Raw genomic sequence first — 18,464 nt, forward strand, 5'->3', positions numbered from 1 at the left:
CGGCTCATGAGGGAGTGACGGGCTCCACCGTCACCAAGGCGCCGTCACGAAGAGGCCGCGCCCGTGGAGGCCCGGATGACGAGTTCCGTCTGGAGCAGCCCGCCATCGACAGCAGCCGCCGGGTCGGCGGCGAGATGGGCGAGCACGTTGTCGGCCGCGCGCCGACCGGCCAGCTCCAGCTGGGAGCGGACGGTGGTGAGGGCCGGCACGACGAGTTCGCTGCCGAAGATGTCGTCGAACCCGGTGACGCTGAGATCGCGCGGCACGATGACCCCGCTCTCGGCGGCCGCCTGCATGAGCCCGATCGCGATCAGATCGTTGAAGGCCACGACGGCGCTCACCCGCGCTGCCCGGACCCGTCGGATCGCGTCGCGCCCGCCCTCGATCGTCGGAGCGACCGGCCCGATCTCGACCAGCGCGATCCCGAGCCCCTCGGCGTGCTCGAGCATGCGCTCCCACCGTCGACCGCTGATCCACGACGTCTCAGGGCCCGACACGTAGGCGATGGAGCGGTGGCCGAGCCCGCTCAAGTGCGTCATCAGCTGCCCGACGCCGTGATCCACATCGGGCAGGATGCTGTCGACGCCGGTGACCGCGCGATTGATCAGCACCATGGGCTTTCGCGCCGCGACAGCGGCGAGCGCATCGTCACCGAGCCGGGTCGTGGCGAGGATGAGGCCGTCGACGCTCGGCAGCAGCCGCTCGATCGTCTCGGCCTCGGCGACATCGGATTCCTGCGATTCGGCGACGACAAGCGTGTAGCCCGCCGCGCTGGCGGCCTGCTCGGCCCCGCGCACGATGCCGAACACGACCGGGTTGGTGATGTCGGCGACCACGAGCGCGATCGTGTGGCTGCGGCCGGTGTTGAGCGCCCGCGCCATGGGGTTCGCGCGGAAGTTCAGCCGCGCGGCGGCGTCGCGGATCCTCGCCTCGGTCTTCTGGCTGATGCGACCCGGGGTCGACAGCGCCCTCGAGACGGTGGACGGACTCACCCCGGCCAGCTCGGCGATGTCGTAGATGGTCGCGGATCCGCCGCGCTTGCGGATGCGTTCCATCACGGCGAGCGGGATGCCGTCCGGTGACGGCCCGGGCGCCGGTTCGGCGTCAGCCATGGGCTTCGAGGGTCGCCGGCTGCGACGTCAGGAGTGCGGGGGCCATGAAGTGATTCTCGCGCGCCGCGGCACGCGCGGCGAACAGCGCGGCGTCACGCGGGGCATCGACCTTCTCACCAGTCATGGACGGTGCCGTCGAGCAGCCGGTTGTAGGGCAGATATGCCTGCGCGTACGGGTACTTGCCGGCCTCGTCCACGTCGAGGTCGACACCGAGGCCGGGCTTGTCGCCGGGGTGCAGGTAGCCGTCGGTCCACGTGAAGGACTGCTGGAACACCTGGTCGGTGCGCTGTCCGTGCTGCATGTACTCCTGGATTCCGAAGTTGTGGATGGCCAGGCCCAGGTGCATGGCCGCGGCCATGCCGACCGGGGAGATGTCGGTGGGGCCGTGCATGCCCGACTTGATCTGGTACATCGCGGCGTAGTCGAGGGTCTTCTTCAGCGGGGTGATGCCGCCCATGTGGGTGACGGCGCCACGCACGTAGTCGATGAGCTGGTCGCGGATGATGTCTTTGAAGTCCCACACCGTGTTGAAGATCTCGCCGATCGCGAGCGGCGTGGTGGTGTGCTGGCGCACCAGCCGCAGCGCCTCCTGATTCTCGGCGGGCGTGCAGTCCTCGAGCCAGAACAGGTCGTAGGGCTCGAGGTCCTTCCCCAGGCGTGCAGCCTGGATGGGGGTCATGCGGTGGTGGCCGTCGTGCAGCAGCGGGATGTCGGGGCCGAACTCGTTGCGGACGGCCTCGAAGACGCCGGGCAGGTGGTTGAGGTAGGCGCGGGTGTCCCAGTCCTCCTCGATCGGCTTCGCTCCGCGCCGGGCGGGCTCGTGGTCGTAGCGGACGGTGGCGTCGCCGACATCGGCGCCCTGAGCGGCGATGCCGTAGATCGCCTTCAGGGTCGGCACACCCGTCTGCACCCGGATCGCCTTGTACCCCTGCTCCTGGTGGGCGCGGATGGAGTCGAACAGCTCGGGCAGCTCTTTGCCCGACGCGTGCCCGTAGGCCATCAGCCCGTTGCGCGACGCGCCGCCCAGCAGCTGGTACACCGGCATCCCGGCGGCCTTGCCCTTGATGTCCCACAGCGCCATGTCGACGGCCGCGCTGGCGGCCATCGTGACGGGTCCGCGTCGCCAGTAGGCGGAGCGGTAGAGGAACTGCCACGTGTCCTCGATGCGCGAAGCATCGGCGCCGATGAGCAGCGGCACGACGTGCTCGCGCAGGTAGGCGACGACGGCGAGCTCGCGCCCGTTCAGGGTGGCGTCGCCGAGCCCGACGTGACCTTCGTCGGTCGTGAGTCGCAGGGTGACGAAATTGCGATCGGGGCTGGTGACGATCACCTCGGCCTTGTCGATGATCATTGACGTGCTCCTTCGTGGGTGAGGGGGATGCTTGTGGTGACGGCCGAGAGAGCCGCGTCGATCTGCGCGACGAGGCCGGGCGATGCGGCGGAGTCGGGCGAGACGAGCGCGAGAAGTGCCGTGATGGGATCGTCCGAGGCCGCTGCGATACGCACGTCGTCGGCGCGCGCGTCCGGGGCGAGGTCACCGGCGAGCACCCAGTCGATCCACACCGCGAGCGCCGCGGCCGACCCGGCCGGCTCTCGTCCGGCGCGCACCGAGCGCTCGGCGACTGCCGCGAAGCGGAACTGCGCCTTGGTGGTCGCCTCGGCGGCGATCTGGCCGAGCCGGTGGACGATGCGCGGGTTGGCGAAGCGTTCGAGAAGCTGCGCCCGGTACGCCACGTGCTCGGTTCCCGGCGGCAGGTTCTGCACAGCCTCGGCCCAGAAGGCCTCGACCAGAGCACGGCACTCGGGGTGGGCGATGGCGTCGGCCACGGTGTGGAGCCCGCGGCGCAGTCCCGCGAAAGCGAGGATGCTGTGGGCACCGTTGAGCAGCCACAGCTTGCGGTTCTCCCAGGGCTCGATGTCGTCCACGAAGCGGGCCCCGGCGCTCTCCCAGTCGGGCCGCCCGGCGGGGAAGTCGCCCGCGAGCACCCAGTCGGCGAACGGCTCGGTGACCACGGGCGCGCGGTCGACCCACCCCGCCTCGGCGACGGCGGCCGGCGCCTCGTCGATATGAGGGGTGATCCGGTCGACGGAGGTGCTCACGAACGAGACATGGGTGCTGATCCAGGCGGCCAGTGACGCGTCGACCTGCTCGGCGAGGGCGGCGAGGCCCGCGGCGAGGAACGAGCCGTTGTCGGGGATGTTGTCGCACGACACGATCGCGATCGCACCGGCATCCGCCCGACGACGCGCGTCGAGCGCGAAGAGCAGCCGACCGAGCACGGTCTCGGGCCGCGGCGACGCGGAGCGCAGCTGCTCGAGGTCGGCGCGCACCAGCGGGTCGTCGAGGTCGAGTCCGCCGTCGGGCCGGAGGCGGTAGCCGCTCTCGGTGATGGTCAGGGTGACGATCGCGACGCGCGGGTCGGCGAGCAGGTCGGCGAGCCGGGTCACGTCGACACCGGGGACCGCCTCGACGAGGCTGGTCACGACCTCGACGCGGTCGGCCACGGGGCCGCGCTCGACGAGCGCGAACAGGCCGTCCTGCGCGGTCAGGTCTTCGGCGATGCGGGCGGAGCGACCGGTGAAGGCGGCGATGCCCCATGCACCGGCGTCCGCGGCGCGGGAGGTGTACCACGCCTGGTGAGCCCGGAAGAAGTGCCCGAGCCCGAGGTGGACGATGCGGACGGGGGGCGCCTCGACGCGGCCGGGTTCGCGCTCGGCGAGGGCCTTCCGTGTGAGCGGGGTGGCGGTGGCGATCACAGCTTGAACACCTCTCGCGGGATGGCGTCGACGAGATCGCGGGCGATCCGCCGTGCCGTCGGGAGCGTGGCGCGCCCCTCGACGACCAGGCGCGCCAGGAAGGCGGCGTCGACGCGGCGGGCGGTGTCGTGGCGGGCGGGGATCGACAGGAAGGCGCGGGTGTCGTCGATGAAGCCGCTCGATCGGTAGAGCCCCGCCGTCTCGGTGGTCGCGGCACGCCAGCGCATCATGGCGTCGGGGGCGTCGAGGAACCACCACGGCGCACCGATGAAGACGCTCGGGTAGAACCCGGCGAGCGGGGCGATCTCGCGTGAGAACGCCGTCTCATCCACGGTGAACAGCACCAGGTGGAACCCCGGCGCGGTGCCGAAGGCCTGCAGCAGCGGCCGGAGGTTCTCGGTGTACTCCGTGCGCACCGGGATGTCGTGGCCGGTGTCGGCGCCGTGCGCCCGGAGCGTCTCGGGGTGATGGTTGCGGTGCACGCCGGGGTGCACCGTCATGACGAGGCCGTCGGCGACACTCATCCGCGCCATCTGGAACAGCATGTGGCCGCGGAAGAGGCGTGCGTCCGCGGCATCCGCTCCCCCTCGGGCCACCCGTCGGAACAGCTGCTCCGCATCGGCGGCGTCCAGGTCGGTCGTGAACGGCTCGTACACCCCGTGATCCGCAGAGACGGCGCCGTGCGCGGCGAAATGCGCCCGGCGCTCCTCGAGGGCTCGCAGGTACCCGGCGAAGCTGTGGGGCTGCGCCGTGGTCGCGAGCAGTCGCTCCACCCGGTCGGCGAAATCGGCGCCGGCGGGGTCCAGATAGGCGTCGGGACGGAAGGTCGGGAGCACCCGACCGGAGAAGGTGGGGTCGTCGGCCAGGCGTCGGTGGACGGTGAGATCGTCGAGGGGGTCGTCCGTCGTGGCGAGCACCTCGATTTCGAACCGCTCGAAGAGGGCGCGGGGGCGGAACTCCGGGCGGCGAAGCGCCTCGTCGATGCGGTCGTAGATGCGATCGGCCGAGTCCGGAGCGAGCTCTTCGTCGACGCCGAAGAGGGTCTCCAGCTCGTGGGTGATCCAGTACGCGCTGGCGGTGCCGGTGAACTTGCGCCAATGCGAAGCCAGCGTCCGCCATGCCTCACGGGGGTCGGCGGGAGCCCCGGCGACCCCGAGCTCGGCGAGCGGGACTCCGAACGAGTGCAGCAGGCGGGTGACGTAATGATCACGCGAGACGAGAAGCTCGGTCGGATTCCGGAACGCCGCATCTTCGGCCAACAGCGACGGCTCGACGTGACCGTGGGGCGACAGGATCGGCGCCGTGGCGACCTCGGCGTACAGCTCCTCGGCGACCTCTCTCGCAGGACCGTCAGCGGGGAATAGGCGCGAGAGTTGCGGGCGGATCGTCTTCGACATGACTCAAGCGTGATCGAGTCCACCCGGGTCTGTCAACCGATTTCCGCTCCGAGTGACGCTTTTCACGGGGCCTAGCGGGCTCCAGACGCGATTGTTGTCAATCGGTTGCGGATCGCGATATGTTCACTACGGGTCACTGGGGATCACCGCCGTGAAGTAGAGGGGGCGTCGACCGCCGGGCTCACGACGAAGGGATAGGCAGCATGCTGCAGCCGAAAGACACCCGCACCCGCGAGCGACGCCGCCTCGACGGACTGTGGCGCTTCCGCACCGACCCCGACGGCGTCGGCCGCTCCGCGGGGTGGTTCGGGGGCCCACTGGCCGAGGCGATCACCATGCCCGTGCCGGCGAGCTACAACGACATCGTCCCCGGACGGACCCTCCACGACTACGTCGGCGAGGTGTTCTACCAGACCGAGACCGTCCTCCCCCGGACGTGGTCCGGGCAGCGCATCGTGCTGCGATTCGACGCTGCCACGCACCGCGCGACCGTGTGGGTCGGCGACCGCGAGGTCGTAGACCACGAGGGCGGCTACCTCCCGTTTGAGGCCGACATCACCGACGCCGTCACCCCGGGCGAGCCCGTCAGGATCACCGTCGCCGTCGACAACCGCCTGCGGTGGGACACCCTCCCGCCCGGGTTCGTGGTCGACACCGCGCACGGCCCCCGCCAGAAGCAGATGCACGACTTCTTCAACTACGCGGGTCTGCACCGGTCGGTGTGGCTCTCGACGACACCCGTCACCTTCGTCGACGACGTCACGGTGGTCACGCGCGTCGATGGCGACCCGGTCCGCGGCCCGGTGACCGGCATCGTCGACTACGAGGTCGCCCTCGCCGGGATCGATGCCGATGTCGCCGAGATCGAGACCGAGCTGGTCGACGAGGCAGGACGCGTGGTTTCGCGCGGGACCGGAGGCGCAGCATCCCTTCGCATCGACGACGCCACCCTGTGGACACCGGGGACGGGCGGCATGTACACCCTCGTGGTGCGCGTGCGACGCGGCGGCGAGCTCGTCGACGAGTACCCCCAGCGCGTCGGGGTCCGCACCGTGGAGGTGCGCGGCCACGAGTTCCTGATCAACGGCGAGCCGTTCTACTTCCGCGGGTTCGGGATGCACGAAGACCACCTCGTCCAGGGCAAGGGCCACTCGGACGTCGACATGGTGCACGACTTCGAGATCCTGAAGTGGATCGGGGCGAACTCGTTCCGCACGTCGCACTATCCGTACGCCGAGGAGTTCCTCGACTACGCGGACGACCACGGCATCGTGGTCATCGACGAGACCGCAGCGGTGGGCATGAACGCCACCGTCGGCAACGTCATCGGCGCGAACATCGACCGCGTCTACGGGCCCGACTATGTCTCGGACGACACCCAACGTGCGCACGCGCAGCACATCCGCGAACTCGTCGCCCGCGACAAGAACCACCCGAGCGTGGTGCTGTGGTCGATCGCGAACGAGCCCGAGTCGCACACGCCCGAGGCCGTCGAGTACTTCACGCCGCTGTTCGAGCTCACCCGCGAGCTCGATCCGACGCGGCCGGTCGGATTCGTCAATGTACAGTTCTCCCCCGCCGGTCAGTGCCTGCTCGGGGCGCTCAGCGACGTCATCATGATCAACCGCTACTTCGGGTGGTACACGCAGTCAGGCGATCTGGATGCCGCCCGCGACGCCCTGCACGCCGAGCTCGCGGAGTGGGAGAAGACCGGCAAGCCGATCCTGGTCACCGAGTTCGGGGCGGACACGATCGCCGGTCTGCACACCCTCTCCGGCGCGATGTGGTCGGAGGAGTTCCAGACCGAGCTGGTGGAGATGTACACCGAGGTCTTCGATGCGCACGACGGAGTCCAGGGAGAGCACCTGTGGAACTTCGCGGACTTCCAGACCAGCCTCGCGATCGTGAGGGCCGACGGCAATCGCAAAGGGGCCTTCACGCGCGACCGTCGGCCCAAGGCCGTCGCGCATCAGCTGCGCAAGCGTTGGACCGGCAGCACGACCCGCGCGACACCCCAGGACTGAGGCGGCGCGGTCGCTCACCCCTTGCGGGTCGCGCGGTACGCGGTCGGACTCAGGCCGTGCACGCGCGTGAACTGGCGAGAGAAGTAGAAAGGGTCCGGCATCCCCACCCGCCTGCCGATCTCGCCCACCGCGAGCGTCGTGCCGTCGAGGAGGCTTCGCGCGTGCGCCATCTTGAGGGCGATGTGGTGGGCCAGCACGCCTCCGCCGGTGGCCTCGCGGAACAGCGCGGTCAGGTGCGAGGGCGACACCCCCACCATCGCGGCCAGCTCCGCGACCTGCACCCGCCCGTCGACCCGCTGCTCGAGATAGCGCAGCGCCCGCTGAAGCGGGGTGCCCTCTTCGGGCAGCAGCCGGTCGACGGCGAGCTGGGTGAACAGCCGCCAGACCATGCCGGACGTGGCCAGCAGGGTCGCGGGCGTGGAGTCCCGGGCGAGGGAGGTGGAGATCTCGTCCAGCAGCGCGGTGATGCGGTCGAGCGCACGCAACGACAGCGTGAGACGGTCGTGCCGGATGCCGGCGGCCCCGACGAGCTCCGGGATGTCGCTGCCTCGCACATGACACCACCAGATCGTCCATGGATCGCTCTCACTCGCCCCGTAGGAGTGCCCCACCCCGCTCGGTATCACGATCGCGGTCGATGGTCCTACGCGCTGACGCTGTCCGGCGGCTTCCAGCCACCCCTCGCCGGCCACGCAGACGATCACGATCGTCTCGGCGGCACCTTCAGGGCGGTGCCTGCCGTGCGATCGCGCGCGAGGGAAGCAACCCGCGTCGGTGACGACGGCCCGACGGGTGACCGGTCGCGCGAGCGCCGCGTCCACCAGCGGGCGAGGCACGACGGTCAGCCGTTCCCGCTCGAACCCGTCGCCGCGCTCCATCCCGACATCATGGCACCCCTCACGCGGCGATGAACCAGCGGATCGTCCAGGCGCAGCATCCGATCAGCCATGGTCACCTCGCGAGCCGCCACATACGTTGGCCTGATGAACCGGGACCCCGACGCCGCGAGCCGCATCGTCCTGCCCGACGCACCGGATGATCAGCGCGCTCTGCTCGACGCGGGTGGAGTCGCCTGCTGGAGCGAAGACGTCATCATCGACACCTACGAGCCCGGAACACCGGACCCGTACCCGCTCTTTCTCGAACGGCGGGTCTACCAGGGGTCGAGCGGGCGGGTGTACCCGATGCCGATGATCGACACCGTGGCGCACGTGAAGTCCCCCCGCGCATGGAAGGCCGTGCACCTCGAGAACGCCTACGTCCGGCTGCTGCTGCTCCCCGAGATCGGCGGGCGCATCCACATCGGGTACGACAAGGTCGCCGGCTACGACTTCTTCTACCGGAACAACGTGATCAAGCCGGCGCTGGTCGGCCTGGCGGGACCGTGGATCTCGGGCGGGGTCGAGTTCAACTGGCCGCAGCACCACCGCCCGGCGACCTTCCTCCCGGTCGACTGGCGCATCGAACGCGAGGCGGACGACTCCGTCGTCGTGTGGCACACCGACCTGGATCCGCTGCAGCGGATGCGCGGCACGCACGGCGTCCGCCTTCGCGGCGGATCCTCCCTGGTCGAGGCCGACGTCGTCCTCCACAACCGGACGGACGTTGCGCAGACCTTCCTCTGGTGGGCGAACGTCGCCGCCCGCGCGCACGAGCGATACCAATCCTTCTTCCCCGACGACGTCCGGTACGTCGCCGACCACGCCCGCCGCGCGATCACCGCGTTCCCCCGCGCGGACCGGCCGTACTACGGAGTGGACTACCCGGCCCTCGTGCGCGACGTCGAACCCGACGCGGATCGACTCGACGTCTACAGCAGCATCCCGGTGCCCACCTCGTACATGATCACCGACACCAGCCACGACTTCTTCGGCGGCTACGATCACGCCGCCGAGGCGGGCTTCGTGCACTGGGCGGACCGGGCGGTCTCGCCGGGCAAGAAGCAGTGGACGTGGGGCGACGGTCCGATCGGCCACGCGTGGGACGCCCAGCTGACCGACGACGACGGACCGTACGTCGAGCTGATGGCGGGTGTCTACACCGACAACCAGCCGGACTTCAGCTGGCTCGCACCCGGCGAGACGAAGCGCTTCAGCCAGTTCTGGTACCCGATCCACCGGATCGGTCCCGCCCGCCAGGCGAGTCGGGATGCCGCGATCTCGGTGTCCGGCGCCGACGGTCTCGTGCACATCGGCGTGCTTGCGACCCGCGACGTCGACGACGCCGTCATCACGGTCTCCGACGATTCCGGCATCCTCACCACCGCCACCACGACGCTCTCGCCGGCCCGGCCGCACCTGCTCGAGGTCGACGCCGTCGCGGGCGTCGCCCGCGTCGAGGTCCGGTCGGGCGATGACGTGCTCGTCGCGTGGGAGAGACCGACCGGCGAGGCCGTGGTCCCGTGGGTCGCCACCGCGCCCGATGCTCCCGAGGAGATCGCGTCGACCGACGAGCTCTATCTCACCGCCGTGCATCTGACGCAGTACCGGCACCCGACGAGGTCTCCGATCCCCTACCTCGAAGAAGCGCTGCGGCGGGACCCTGCGGACTCGCGGTCGGCGACGGCGCTGGCGGCCGAGCGCCTGCGCCGCGGGCAGTACCTCGAGGCCGAGGAGCTCCTCGACACCACCGTCGATCGGCTGACGCGGCGCAACCTCAACCCGCGCGACGGCGAGGCGGTCTACCTCCGCGGGCTGGTGCACGAGCGGCTGGGGGACGATGTCGCCGCGGACGCCGACTTCGCGAAGGCCGCATGGAACCACGCCTGGACGGCGGCAGCGGGCCTCGCGCGAGCCCGGGTCGCGCTGCGCACGGGGCGCGCGGCCGACGCGATCGTCCACGCCCGATCCGCGGGAGGTATTCCCGAGGCCGAGCGGATCGTCGTGCTCGCCCTGCGGCGGCAGGGACACGACGGCGAAGCAGCCAGGCGGCTGGCGGAGCTCCGACGGACCGATCCGCTGGATGCCGCGACCGCCGCCCTCGCCGGGGCACTCGACGTCGTCGATCCCCGAACCCCGCTCGACGTCGCCACCGAGTTCGCCCGCGCCGGCGCATGGGACGACGCGGTGCGCACGACCGCCGGACCCGCCTTCCCCTCCCCCACGCTCGGCGCATTCGGCAATTCCGAACCGCTGCGCCATTACCTGCGCGCGGTGTGGCTCGACGCGCAGGGACTCGGAGATCAGGCACGCGAGGCGCGACGAGAGGCAAGGGAAGCCGATGCCGCGTACGCCTTCCCCGCGGGTCTCGACCAGTACGACGCGCTCCGATCGGCCGTCGACGCGGACGCCGACGACCTCCGCGCGCACACACTCCTGGGCATGTGGCTGCTGGATGCCGGGCGGATCCACGACGCGCTTCCCCACCTGACGGCCGCGACCGCGGGCGGGTCGGACGACCCGGTCACGTGGCGCAACCTCGCTCTCGCAAGCGTGGAATCGGGCGGCGACAAAGACGCCGCCGACCGGGCTTTCGCGCACGCGCTGACGCTGCGGCGCGACGCTCGCCTCGTCCTCGAGAGGGACGTCCTCGGCAGGCTTCGCGGGCTGTCACCGGTCGAGCGCCTCACGCTGCTCGAGCAGCAGCCCGATCTCCTGCTCGAGCGCGACGATCTCGCCTTGGCGTACGTCACGCTGCTCCTCGAGGTGGGCCGGATCGCGGAGGCCTGGGACATCCTCACCGCGCGCACCTTCCGCCCGTTCGAGGGCGGTGAAGGGCGGGTGATCGCGGCGTTCGACCGCGCCTCGTGCGAGATCGCGCGCGACCTCATCCGGACCGACCCGACTGCCGCGGCGAGGCTGATGGAAGACGGCATCCGAGTGCCCGCCCACCTCGGAGAAGGGCGCCACCCCGCTGCTCCGCTGGCCGAGCGCCTGGTCGTGTGGGGCGACGCGCTGCTGGCCACGGGTGACCGGGATGCCGCGACCGCGGCGTGGTGGGGCGCCTGCAGCGGCACACCGCACGCGGTGGCTCCTCGACCCCCGGTCGAAGCGGACTACTGGGTCGGCGTTGCGCACCTCCGCCTCGGCGAAGACGCGGCGGCGGAAGAGATCTGGTCCGCGCTCGAACGGCGGGCGGATGACCTGGCGCGGTCGCAGGATGCTGTCGACTACTTCGCGACCTCGCTTCCGGAGCTGCTGCTGTTCGACGTCGATACGGCGGCAGCACGCGCCGACGAGGCGGACCGGCTGCGGGCCCTCGCCGCCGAGGGTCGGCGCATCCGCACGCTCGCCGGCACGACGAAAGGCGACAGAGCATGACCGAGCGCTACCTGGGATCAGGGACGGTCGCCACCGGGACGACGGGCCTCACCGGCGCCACACCCGCGCACCTGCCCGAGCGTCTGGCCATCACGCTGTGGGACTTCTCGTGGTACACCCGCGCCGGCGACGGCGAGCCCTACGCGGATCTCGACTCCGCGTGCGCCGACGCCGCCTCACTGGGGTACAACGCGATCCGCATCTGCGCGGCGCCGCTGCTCCTCTTCGGGGCGCTCGGACTCGATGACCTCGCGGCGTCGCTGCGGATCGAGGGCCTCGGGCCAGCCCCCGACGGCGGATACTTCGGTCGGCGCACCCGGTGGTACGACGCGCCGGGAGGATACGAGCTCGATCTGCGGGAACGGCTGCTCGCGTTGTTCACGGCTGCCGCGCGGCACGGCCTGGTCGTGATCCTCGCGAGCTGGGAACTGCAGCAGTCGCCCGCTTTCGCCGCGTCGCCACGGTGGTTCGAGGCCATCGACGCCATCCCGCTCGGCGACCGCTACCGCGTCCTCTCTCACGCGTGGGAGCGGATGATCGACTGGCTGACCGACGAAGGCCACCGCGAGCGCATCGCGCTCGTCGAGCTCCACAACGAAGTCGACTTCTCGATACTCCCGGCTCTCGCCGACGGCGGAGCGCACGAGGTGCAGCGGCTGCGGGCGCGGCATCCGGACCTTCTCATCACCGCCAGCTACGGCAAGCCGCCCCACCTCGCCATGCATCAGGTGCCCGAGGGGCTCGGGGCGGCGCAGTTCCACGTGTACAGCTACGGCGTGCTCGACGCGCTGCAGCAGCGGATCGACATCCGGTCCGAGGGGACCGGGGGCTTCCCGAACGCCGCGCTCCGACGTCTGCTCCGGCCCGACGCCCCCACGTTCGAGCAGTACGGGCGCGCCGCCGGATGGAAGTACCGCGCGACCGTGGTCACCGACCAGATGATCTACGGCTACGACTGGATCGACCCGGCGGCCTGGGACGCGTGGCTCGACGAGCACTACGGCCCCTACGAGCACGTGATGCGGCGCGAGATCGAGTCGAGGGTGATCGCCGTCGCGGAGTGGGCGCGGTGGCACGGCATCCCCGCACTGGTCGGCGAGGGCTGGGTGGGGTACACCCCCCTGCACGGCACGTTCGAAGAGGGCGAGACCGGCCGAGCGCTCGCCGAGCACGGCGTGACGACCGCGCTCGAACACGGCGTATGGGGTGTCGTGCTGTCCTCGAACGCCGCACCGCACCACCCGATGTGGCAGCTGCGAGAGTGGCAGAGCGCACAGAACCGCCGGATCACAGGGAGCACGCCATCATGACCGTCGCCATCGACCCGCGCGCACGGCAGGGCGGAGCCGGACTCTCGATCGACGCCGTCTCGCTGATGCGAGACGGCCGGCGGTGGTTCCCGGTGTCTGGCGAGTACCACTTCAGCCGCGACGTGCCCGAGCGGTGGGAACACGAGCTGCGGAAGATGAAGGCGGGCGGCGTCGACCTCGTCGCGACCTACCTCATCTGGATCCTCCATGAGGAGCAGCGCGGTCGACGCAGTTGGGAGGGTCACCTCGGCATCCGGCGATTCGTCGAGACCGCCCGGCGCGCGGGCCTGGAGGTCGTCCTGCGCGTCGGCCCGTGGGCGCACGGCGAGGCCCGCAACGGCGGATTCCCCGACTGGCTTCAGGAGCTGCCGATCGCCCATCGGACGAACGACCCCGCTTATCTCGAGCACGTGCGGGACTGGTACGCCGACATCGCGTCGCAGCTGCGCGGGCTGTTCCGCGACGACGCGCACCCAGACGCCCCGATCGTGGCCGTGCAGGTCGACAACGAGCTGTACGACCAGCCCGAACATCTCGCGACGCTTCGCGACATCGCCGAAGACGCGGGCATGCACGTTCCGTTCTGGGTTGCGACCGGGTGGGGCGGCGCGCAGGTGCCGCAAGATGCGCTGATCTCGGTGTACGGCGGCTATTCCGACGGGTTCTGGGACGAATCCGACGTCGAGCTGCCGGACTTCTCGGCGGCGCACTTCACCTTCAGCGACGTCCGGGACGACCTGTCGGTCGGCGCGGATGTACGCCTCGCACCACCCACGAATGGGCGCGACGATCGGCGCTTCCCGTTCCTCACCTGCGAGCTCGGCGGCGGGATGGCCGTCGCCTACCACCGGCGGCCACGGGTGGACGCGGCCGACATCGACGCGCTCGCGCTCACCAAGCTGGGCAGCGGTTCGGCCTGGCAGGGCTACTACGTCTATCACGGCACTGTGCAACCGACGGGCACGCTCACGGGGATGCAGGAGACGCAGGATTCGGGCTATCCCAACGACCTCCCGCGCAAGGACTACGACTTCTACGCCCCGATCGGCTCGGCGGGAACCCTCCGCCCGCACTACCACCTGCTGCGCGCGCAGCATTTGTTCCTGCAGCAGTGGGGTGCGCAGCTGCTCGAGCTTCCGTGGAAGTTCCCGGATCCCGCTGAGACGGGCATGCCCGTCTCGGTTCGCGTGTCCGAAGGCAGGGGCTTCGTCTTCGGCACCAACCACCGACCGGCTGCGGCGCCATCCGACGACGTGGTGGACTTCCAGCTCGCCCTCGCGGACGGCGTGATGCTCCCGGCGGTGCCCACCGGCATCCCCGCGGGCACCGCCTTCGTATGGCCGGTCGGCCAGCCCTATGGCGACGTCCGTTCGCTCACGGGGACCGTGCAGCCCGTCACCCAGGTCGAGACGGATGCCGGGCTGGTCGCGATCTTCCGCGCGACCGACGGGGTGCCCGTCGAACTCGACATCGACAGCGGTGACGCCGCCGTCGTGGGCGCCCGAGCGCTCGGGACAGAGCACGGCGCTCGGTGGACTCTCACTGCCGCGCCCGGGCCGGAGGCGGTCATCACCGTCGGCACCACGCGCCTGGTGATCCTGGACGCGGCGTCGGGCTCGCGTGTGTGGGCGGGGTCGATCGCCGGCGAGCGGGTCGTGGCGCTGTGGGACGGCGGTCTGACGTTCGCCGACGACCACGCCACGCTCGAGCGTTGGGGCGCCGCGAGCGAGGTCCTGACGATCCCCGCTCTCGAGGGATCCGCGGGACGGGTCGGCCCCTTCCAGCGTCTGGCCCTCCCGGCGGTGGACGCCCCGGCATCCCTCGTCGTGCGTCAGGTCGCCGCCGCGACATCGCTGCCCGAGACACGCAGGGGCGGACCGGCCGACCGGTACAGCGCCCCGCGCGACGCCGAGTACGCCGCCGCGGCCGTCTTCGAGGTCGATGTGCCACTCGACGACGATTTCGCCGGGGCCCAGATCGTGTCGCTCGAGTGGGCGGGGGACGTCGCCCGCGCCTGGGTGGGTGACGAGCTGGTGTCGGATCAGTTCTGGTACGGGCGCCCGTGGGAGATCGATGCGCGGCTTCTGCCGCAGCTCACGGCCTCGCCGTTGCGGATCGAGATCCTGCCGTGGAACGGCGACGCGGACTTCTTCGTCGACCGGCGTGTGCGAGCCGACCGCGTCGCCGGGCGCGCTGACATGCTGTCGGCGACGCTGATCCGCGCGCCGCACCACCGTGTCGGGCTCGCTCCTTAGCCGCGGGAGGAGCGGTGGACGGGCCGCCTCAGATGTCGAAGACCAGCACCTTGGCCGAAGATCGGCGGATCTCCTCCGCGACGGCGAGATGCTCCGGGTGCGGCAGGTAGGCGTCCCGCGCCGCGGCATCCGGGAAGGTGATGACGAAACCGTACTCGAAACCGGATTCCAGCCCCTCAGGGCTGATGCTTTCGCCTTCTCGAAGATCGTCCACGCCGGGAACCCGATCCTGGAGAGACCGGATCGCCTCGCGAACCGCCTCCCGCGCCGAGCCGTCGGCGTGATCCGCCCAGGTGATGAGCACCACGTGCGTGACGGGCATGTGCACCTCCGCGAAGAATCGAATCGACCTCCCCACCTTACGGAGATCGCCTCAGATCCCGTCTCGCGGCACGACCACGGCAGGCAACCCGATTCAGAGCACCTGCTCGTAGTCGAGCAGATGCTCGGGGATGTCGAGATCGATGCTGGGAGGATGCTGCTCCCACTCCTCGACCTGCTCTGCGACTGCGTGGATCGTTTCGAATCTCACGCCCACATGTGAGGTGATCAGCACACTGATGGTGGATCGGCCGATCGTCTTGAACTTGACGAAGCCGGCGCCTTCGCGCGCGGCTCGGACGACCCTTCGCTTCAGTGCGGCGATGTCCTGATCGGGGCGCAGAACGAAGGTCTGGCCGTCGACGCGAACCCTGTGGATCTTCATGCCACCTCCGACCGGACGCATCATGTCGATGCACTACCAGGGTACCTAGATGGGCTAGCAAAAAGTGCAGGGCAATGACGCGCCCGGCCGATCAGGACGAAGCGCTCGGCGAGGACGTGCTGGGGTTCGCCGCCCACGAAGCCAGCAGCCGCAGGCGCTCGGCCGACGGCGAGCCAGGCTCGGCGCTGTAGATCAGCAGCACGTGACCGGGGTCGGCGGTGATCGCCAGTTCCTCGTAAACCAGCGTGAGGTCGCCGACGACAGGGTGGTGGAACCGCTTCGTGCCGGTCCCGTGGGTGCGGACGTTGTGCGCCGCCCAGAGCGCGCGGAAGCTATCGCTGCGAGTGGACAGCTCACCGACGAGGTCCTGAATGCCCTTGTCGTGCGGGTCGCGGCCGGCCTCCGCGCGGATGACCGCGACGCACATGTCCGCGAAGAGATCCCAGTCCGGGTAGAAGTCGCGGGCGGCGGGATCAAGGAACTGGAAGCGCGCGAAGTTCGGTGTCCGTCCGCCGTCCCCGATGAGCGGCGAGTAGAACGCCCTGCCGAGGTCGTTGAAGGCGACGAGGTTCTGCCGTTGGTCTCGAACCACCGCAACGGCGTCGGTGACCGCCGCGAGCGCCCACTCGAGACTGGCTCGCGGCGGCCCGGCCTTGGTCGTCCGACGGCGGTGACGCCCGGAAGAGGGGATGCCGTCGGCATTCCGGGCGAGGTCCAAGAGGTGCGCATGCTCGGCGTCGTTGAGCTGGAGGGCCCGCGACACGGCGTCGAGTACGGCTCCCGATGCCCCGGCGATGCTTCCGCGCTCCAGCTTGGCGTAGTACTCGACGCTGACGCCGGCCAGAGCCGCGACCTCACTGCGGCGCAACCCCGCCACGCGTCGGTTCGACCCGGCAGTGATGCCCGCGGCATCCGGAGACACCCGGGCACGGCGGGACATCAGGAACTCGCGGACCTCGTCTCGATTGTCCATGCGCTCAGGCTAGGCCGACACCCCGCCGAGATGGGATGCCCTGCCGGTACACCTCTCGCCAGTGACTCCCTCTCCACGCGCGTGGCGCTGAGACTGAGGAGCATGCCAGAGATCCCACCCCCGCCCGCGACGGCTGTGCGCCGCGGATTGCCCGCGCTGCTCCTGCTGCTGACGGTGTTCGGCCCGATCTCCATGGACCTGTATCTCCCGGCGCTCCCGGCGCTCACCATCGAGCTCGCGGCGACGACCTCGGTCGCCCAGTTGACGGTCACCGCGTGCCTGATCGGGCTGGCCGCCGGTCAGCTCATCGCCGGCCCCGTGTCCGACAGATTCGGCCGTCGCGGCATCCTGCTCGTGGGGATCGTGGCGTACATCGTCACCTCGGCACTGTGCGCACTGAGTCCATCGATCGAGCTGCTCATTCTGGCGCGGCTGGTCCAGGGCCTCGCCGGCGGAGTCGGCATCGTCATCGCGATCGCCGCGGGGCGGGACGTGTTCTCTGGCCGCGCCCTGACCCGCTTCTACGGCAGCCTCACCGTGATCGGCGGCTTCGCCGCCATCGTCGGCCCGCTCTTGGGCGGCCTGCTGAACACTTTCACGGACTGGCGCGGCCTCTTCGTGTTCCTCGCCGTCATCGGCGTCGCGATCCTCGTCGCGGCCCTCATCGGCTTCGGCGAGACACTGCCCTTAGGCCGGCGCACGTCGGGAGGGCTCGCGCGAACCCTCCGCGATTACCGGACCCTCATCGCCGACCGGATCTTCCTCGGCGCGGTCCTCAACCAGGGGTTCCTGTACGCGGCGCTGTTCGCCTACCTCGCCGGTTCCACCTACGTGCTGCAGGACATCTACGGGCTCTCGCCCCAGTGGTACGCCGCCGCCTTCGGGCTGAACTCGGCCGGCCACATGCTGTTCGGCTACCTCGCCGGGCGCACCGCCGAGCGCTGGAGCATCGCGGGGACCCTTGCCGTCGGGGTAGCCGTCACCGGCCTCGGCGCCCTCGGTCTGCTCATCGCCGGCCTCTCGCCGATGCCGCTCTGGGTCGTGATCGCTTCGCTGTTCGCCCTGTCCAGCGGCGTCGCCATGACCGCGCCCCCGGCCACGACGCTCGCGATGACGGACTATCCGCAGATGGCCGGCACCGCGTCCTCCCTGCTGGGCATGGTGCGGTTCGGCTTCGGTGGAATCGCCGCACCGTTCGTCGGCGTCGCCGGGGCGCTCAGCATCCTTCCCCTGGGCCTGACCACCACCGTCGCCGTACTGCTCGCCGCGGCATCCTGCCTGCTGCTCATCGGCCGCAAGGGCACGGATGCCGCGGCCGCCGCCCTTGTCTCTTCCACCCCCGGCGCAAACCCACTGAGCCCAAGGCCACACCAGGAGTCATAGGGTGAGAACCGAATCGCCGCTGATCTGGAGGAGCTTCTGTGAAACGGATCACCCTGCCGCACACCGACATCGACGCGCCGAACGTCGTCCTGGGCCTGATGCGGATCGCGGAGAAGCCCGACGACGAGATCAGGCAGCTCGTGAGCGCGGCCCGTGACGTCAGCATCGACTTCTTCGACCACGCCGACGTATACGGCGGCGCATCTGCGCGTCGTTGAAGGCCGGCCTGATCGAAGTCCTCATCGGTCCCGATGGATCCGTCCCCGGCACTGGCCGCAACCGGTTCG

The 18,464-nt window shown here is 70.4% G+C and carries 14 protein-coding genes and 1 pseudogene; 6 read left to right on the top strand and 9 right to left on the bottom strand.

The window, feature by feature from the left end:
• Positions 1 to 44: 44 nt before the first annotated feature.
• From Q9S36_RS38130 to uxaC, 5 genes are read right to left on the bottom strand one after another with little or no spacing between them, the layout of a single operon-like run.
• Complete coding sequence (locus tag Q9S36_RS38130; RefSeq protein ID WP_311289977.1) at positions 45 to 1,112, bottom strand: LacI family DNA-binding transcriptional regulator; 1,068 nt, start codon at positions 1,110 to 1,112, stop codon at positions 45 to 47.
• A complete protein-coding gene (locus Q9S36_RS38135) occupies positions 1,105 to 1,236 on the bottom strand; it encodes a hypothetical protein (protein WP_311289978.1) in 132 nt (43 codons plus the stop codon). The genes Q9S36_RS38130 and Q9S36_RS38135 overlap by 8 nt, the downstream gene beginning before the upstream one ends.
• Entirely contained in the window at positions 1,226 to 2,464 is a 1,239-nt protein-coding gene (gene manD, locus Q9S36_RS38140; protein WP_311289979.1) for a D-mannonate dehydratase ManD, read from the bottom strand. Before manD ends, Q9S36_RS38135 begins: the two co-directional genes overlap by 11 nt.
• Positions 2,461 to 3,870, bottom strand: coding sequence for a mannitol dehydrogenase family protein (locus tag Q9S36_RS38145; protein WP_311289980.1), 1,410 nt, complete (start codon positions 3,868 to 3,870; stop codon positions 2,461 to 2,463). Before Q9S36_RS38145 ends, manD begins: the two co-directional genes overlap by 4 nt.
• Entirely contained in the window at positions 3,867 to 5,267 is a 1,401-nt protein-coding gene (gene uxaC, locus Q9S36_RS38150; RefSeq protein ID WP_311289981.1) for a glucuronate isomerase, read from the bottom strand. Before uxaC ends, Q9S36_RS38145 begins: the two co-directional genes overlap by 4 nt.
• A gap of 203 nt (positions 5,268 to 5,470) precedes the next feature.
• Between uxaC and uidA the strand changes: the two genes are divergently transcribed.
• On the top strand, positions 5,471 to 7,291 hold the full coding sequence (gene uidA, locus Q9S36_RS38155; RefSeq protein WP_311289982.1) for a beta-glucuronidase: 1,821 nt from the start codon (positions 5,471 to 5,473) through the stop codon (positions 7,289 to 7,291).
• 14 nt (positions 7,292 to 7,305) lie between these two features.
• Here the strand turns inward: uidA and Q9S36_RS38160 are convergent, their stop codons facing one another.
• On the bottom strand, positions 7,306 to 8,169 hold the full coding sequence (locus tag Q9S36_RS38160) for an AraC family transcriptional regulator (RefSeq protein WP_311289983.1): 864 nt from the start codon (positions 8,167 to 8,169) through the stop codon (positions 7,306 to 7,308).
• 105 nt (positions 8,170 to 8,274) lie between these two features.
• Between Q9S36_RS38160 and Q9S36_RS38165 the strand changes: the two genes are divergently transcribed.
• Genes Q9S36_RS38165 through Q9S36_RS38175 form a run of 3 tightly spaced genes read left to right on the top strand, consistent with a single transcriptional unit; the run spans position 8,275 to position 15,115 of the window.
• Positions 8,275 to 11,550, top strand: coding sequence for a DUF5107 domain-containing protein (locus Q9S36_RS38165; RefSeq protein WP_311289984.1), 3,276 nt, complete (start codon positions 8,275 to 8,277; stop codon positions 11,548 to 11,550).
• On the top strand, positions 11,547 to 12,860 hold the full coding sequence (locus Q9S36_RS38170) for a cellulase-like family protein (RefSeq protein ID WP_311289985.1): 1,314 nt from the start codon (positions 11,547 to 11,549) through the stop codon (positions 12,858 to 12,860). Before Q9S36_RS38165 ends, Q9S36_RS38170 begins: the two co-directional genes overlap by 4 nt.
• Complete coding sequence (locus Q9S36_RS38175) at positions 12,857 to 15,115, top strand: beta-galactosidase (RefSeq protein ID WP_311289986.1); 2,259 nt, start codon at positions 12,857 to 12,859, stop codon at positions 15,113 to 15,115. The genes Q9S36_RS38170 and Q9S36_RS38175 overlap by 4 nt, the downstream gene beginning before the upstream one ends.
• 28 nt (positions 15,116 to 15,143) lie before the next feature.
• Here Q9S36_RS38175 and Q9S36_RS38180 read toward each other — a convergent pair whose 3' ends face one another.
• The 3 genes from Q9S36_RS38180 to Q9S36_RS38190 form a co-directional block, all read right to left on the bottom strand.
• Positions 15,144 to 15,437, bottom strand: coding sequence for a Dabb family protein (locus tag Q9S36_RS38180; protein ID WP_311289987.1), 294 nt, complete (start codon positions 15,435 to 15,437; stop codon positions 15,144 to 15,146).
• Between the two features lie 93 nt (positions 15,438 to 15,530).
• Positions 15,531 to 15,821 (bottom strand): hypothetical protein, encoded by a 291-nt coding sequence (locus Q9S36_RS38185; RefSeq protein ID WP_311289988.1) that lies wholly within the window; start codon positions 15,819 to 15,821, stop codon positions 15,531 to 15,533.
• Between the two features lie 91 nt (positions 15,822 to 15,912).
• On the bottom strand, positions 15,913 to 16,794 hold the full coding sequence (locus Q9S36_RS38190) for a helix-turn-helix transcriptional regulator (protein ID WP_311289989.1): 882 nt from the start codon (positions 16,792 to 16,794) through the stop codon (positions 15,913 to 15,915).
• A 102-nt stretch (positions 16,795 to 16,896) separates the two neighbouring features.
• Between Q9S36_RS38190 and Q9S36_RS38195 the strand changes: the two genes are divergently transcribed.
• Together Q9S36_RS38195 and Q9S36_RS38200 are read left to right on the top strand one after the other, a co-directional pair.
• The gene (locus tag Q9S36_RS38195) at positions 16,897 to 18,177 is read left to right on the top strand and encodes a multidrug effflux MFS transporter (protein WP_311289990.1); all 1,281 of its coding nucleotides are present in this window, start codon (positions 16,897 to 16,899) and stop codon (positions 18,175 to 18,177) included.
• Between the two features lie 38 nt (positions 18,178 to 18,215).
• Positions 18,216 to 18,377, top strand: a pseudogene (locus Q9S36_RS38200) (aldo/keto reductase family oxidoreductase); the annotation flags it as partial.
• Positions 18,378 to 18,464 lie beyond the last annotated feature (87 nt).

Source organism: Microbacterium sp. ARD31, assembly GCF_031844425.1.

Coding starts and splice junctions, on each gene's coding strand:
- Q9S36_RS38190 (WP_311289989.1), bottom strand. CDS start 16,794: ATGGACAATCGAGACGAGGTCCGCGAGTTCCTGATGTCCCGCCGTGCC.
- Q9S36_RS38165 (WP_311289984.1), top strand. CDS start 8,275: ATGAACCGGGACCCCGACGCCGCGAGCCGCATCGTCCTGCCCGACGCA.
- Q9S36_RS38135 (WP_311289978.1), bottom strand. CDS start 1,236: ATGACTGGTGAGAAGGTCGATGCCCCGCGTGACGCCGCGCTGTTCGCC.
- Q9S36_RS38195 (WP_311289990.1), top strand. CDS start 16,897: ATGCCAGAGATCCCACCCCCGCCCGCGACGGCTGTGCGCCGCGGATTG.
- uidA (WP_311289982.1), top strand. CDS start 5,471: ATGCTGCAGCCGAAAGACACCCGCACCCGCGAGCGACGCCGCCTCGAC.
- Q9S36_RS38160 (WP_311289983.1), bottom strand. CDS start 8,169: ATGGAGCGCGGCGACGGGTTCGAGCGGGAACGGCTGACCGTCGTGCCT.
- manD (WP_311289979.1), bottom strand. CDS start 2,464: ATGATCATCGACAAGGCCGAGGTGATCGTCACCAGCCCCGATCGCAAT.
- Q9S36_RS38185 (WP_311289988.1), bottom strand. CDS start 15,821: ATGAAGATCCACAGGGTTCGCGTCGACGGCCAGACCTTCGTTCTGCGC.
- uxaC (WP_311289981.1), bottom strand. CDS start 5,267: ATGTCGAAGACGATCCGCCCGCAACTCTCGCGCCTATTCCCCGCTGAC.
- Q9S36_RS38130 (WP_311289977.1), bottom strand. CDS start 1,112: ATGGCTGACGCCGAACCGGCGCCCGGGCCGTCACCGGACGGCATCCCG.
- Q9S36_RS38175 (WP_311289986.1), top strand. CDS start 12,857: ATGACCGTCGCCATCGACCCGCGCGCACGGCAGGGCGGAGCCGGACTC.
- Q9S36_RS38180 (WP_311289987.1), bottom strand. CDS start 15,437: ATGCCCGTCACGCACGTGGTGCTCATCACCTGGGCGGATCACGCCGAC.
- Q9S36_RS38170 (WP_311289985.1), top strand. CDS start 11,547: ATGACCGAGCGCTACCTGGGATCAGGGACGGTCGCCACCGGGACGACG.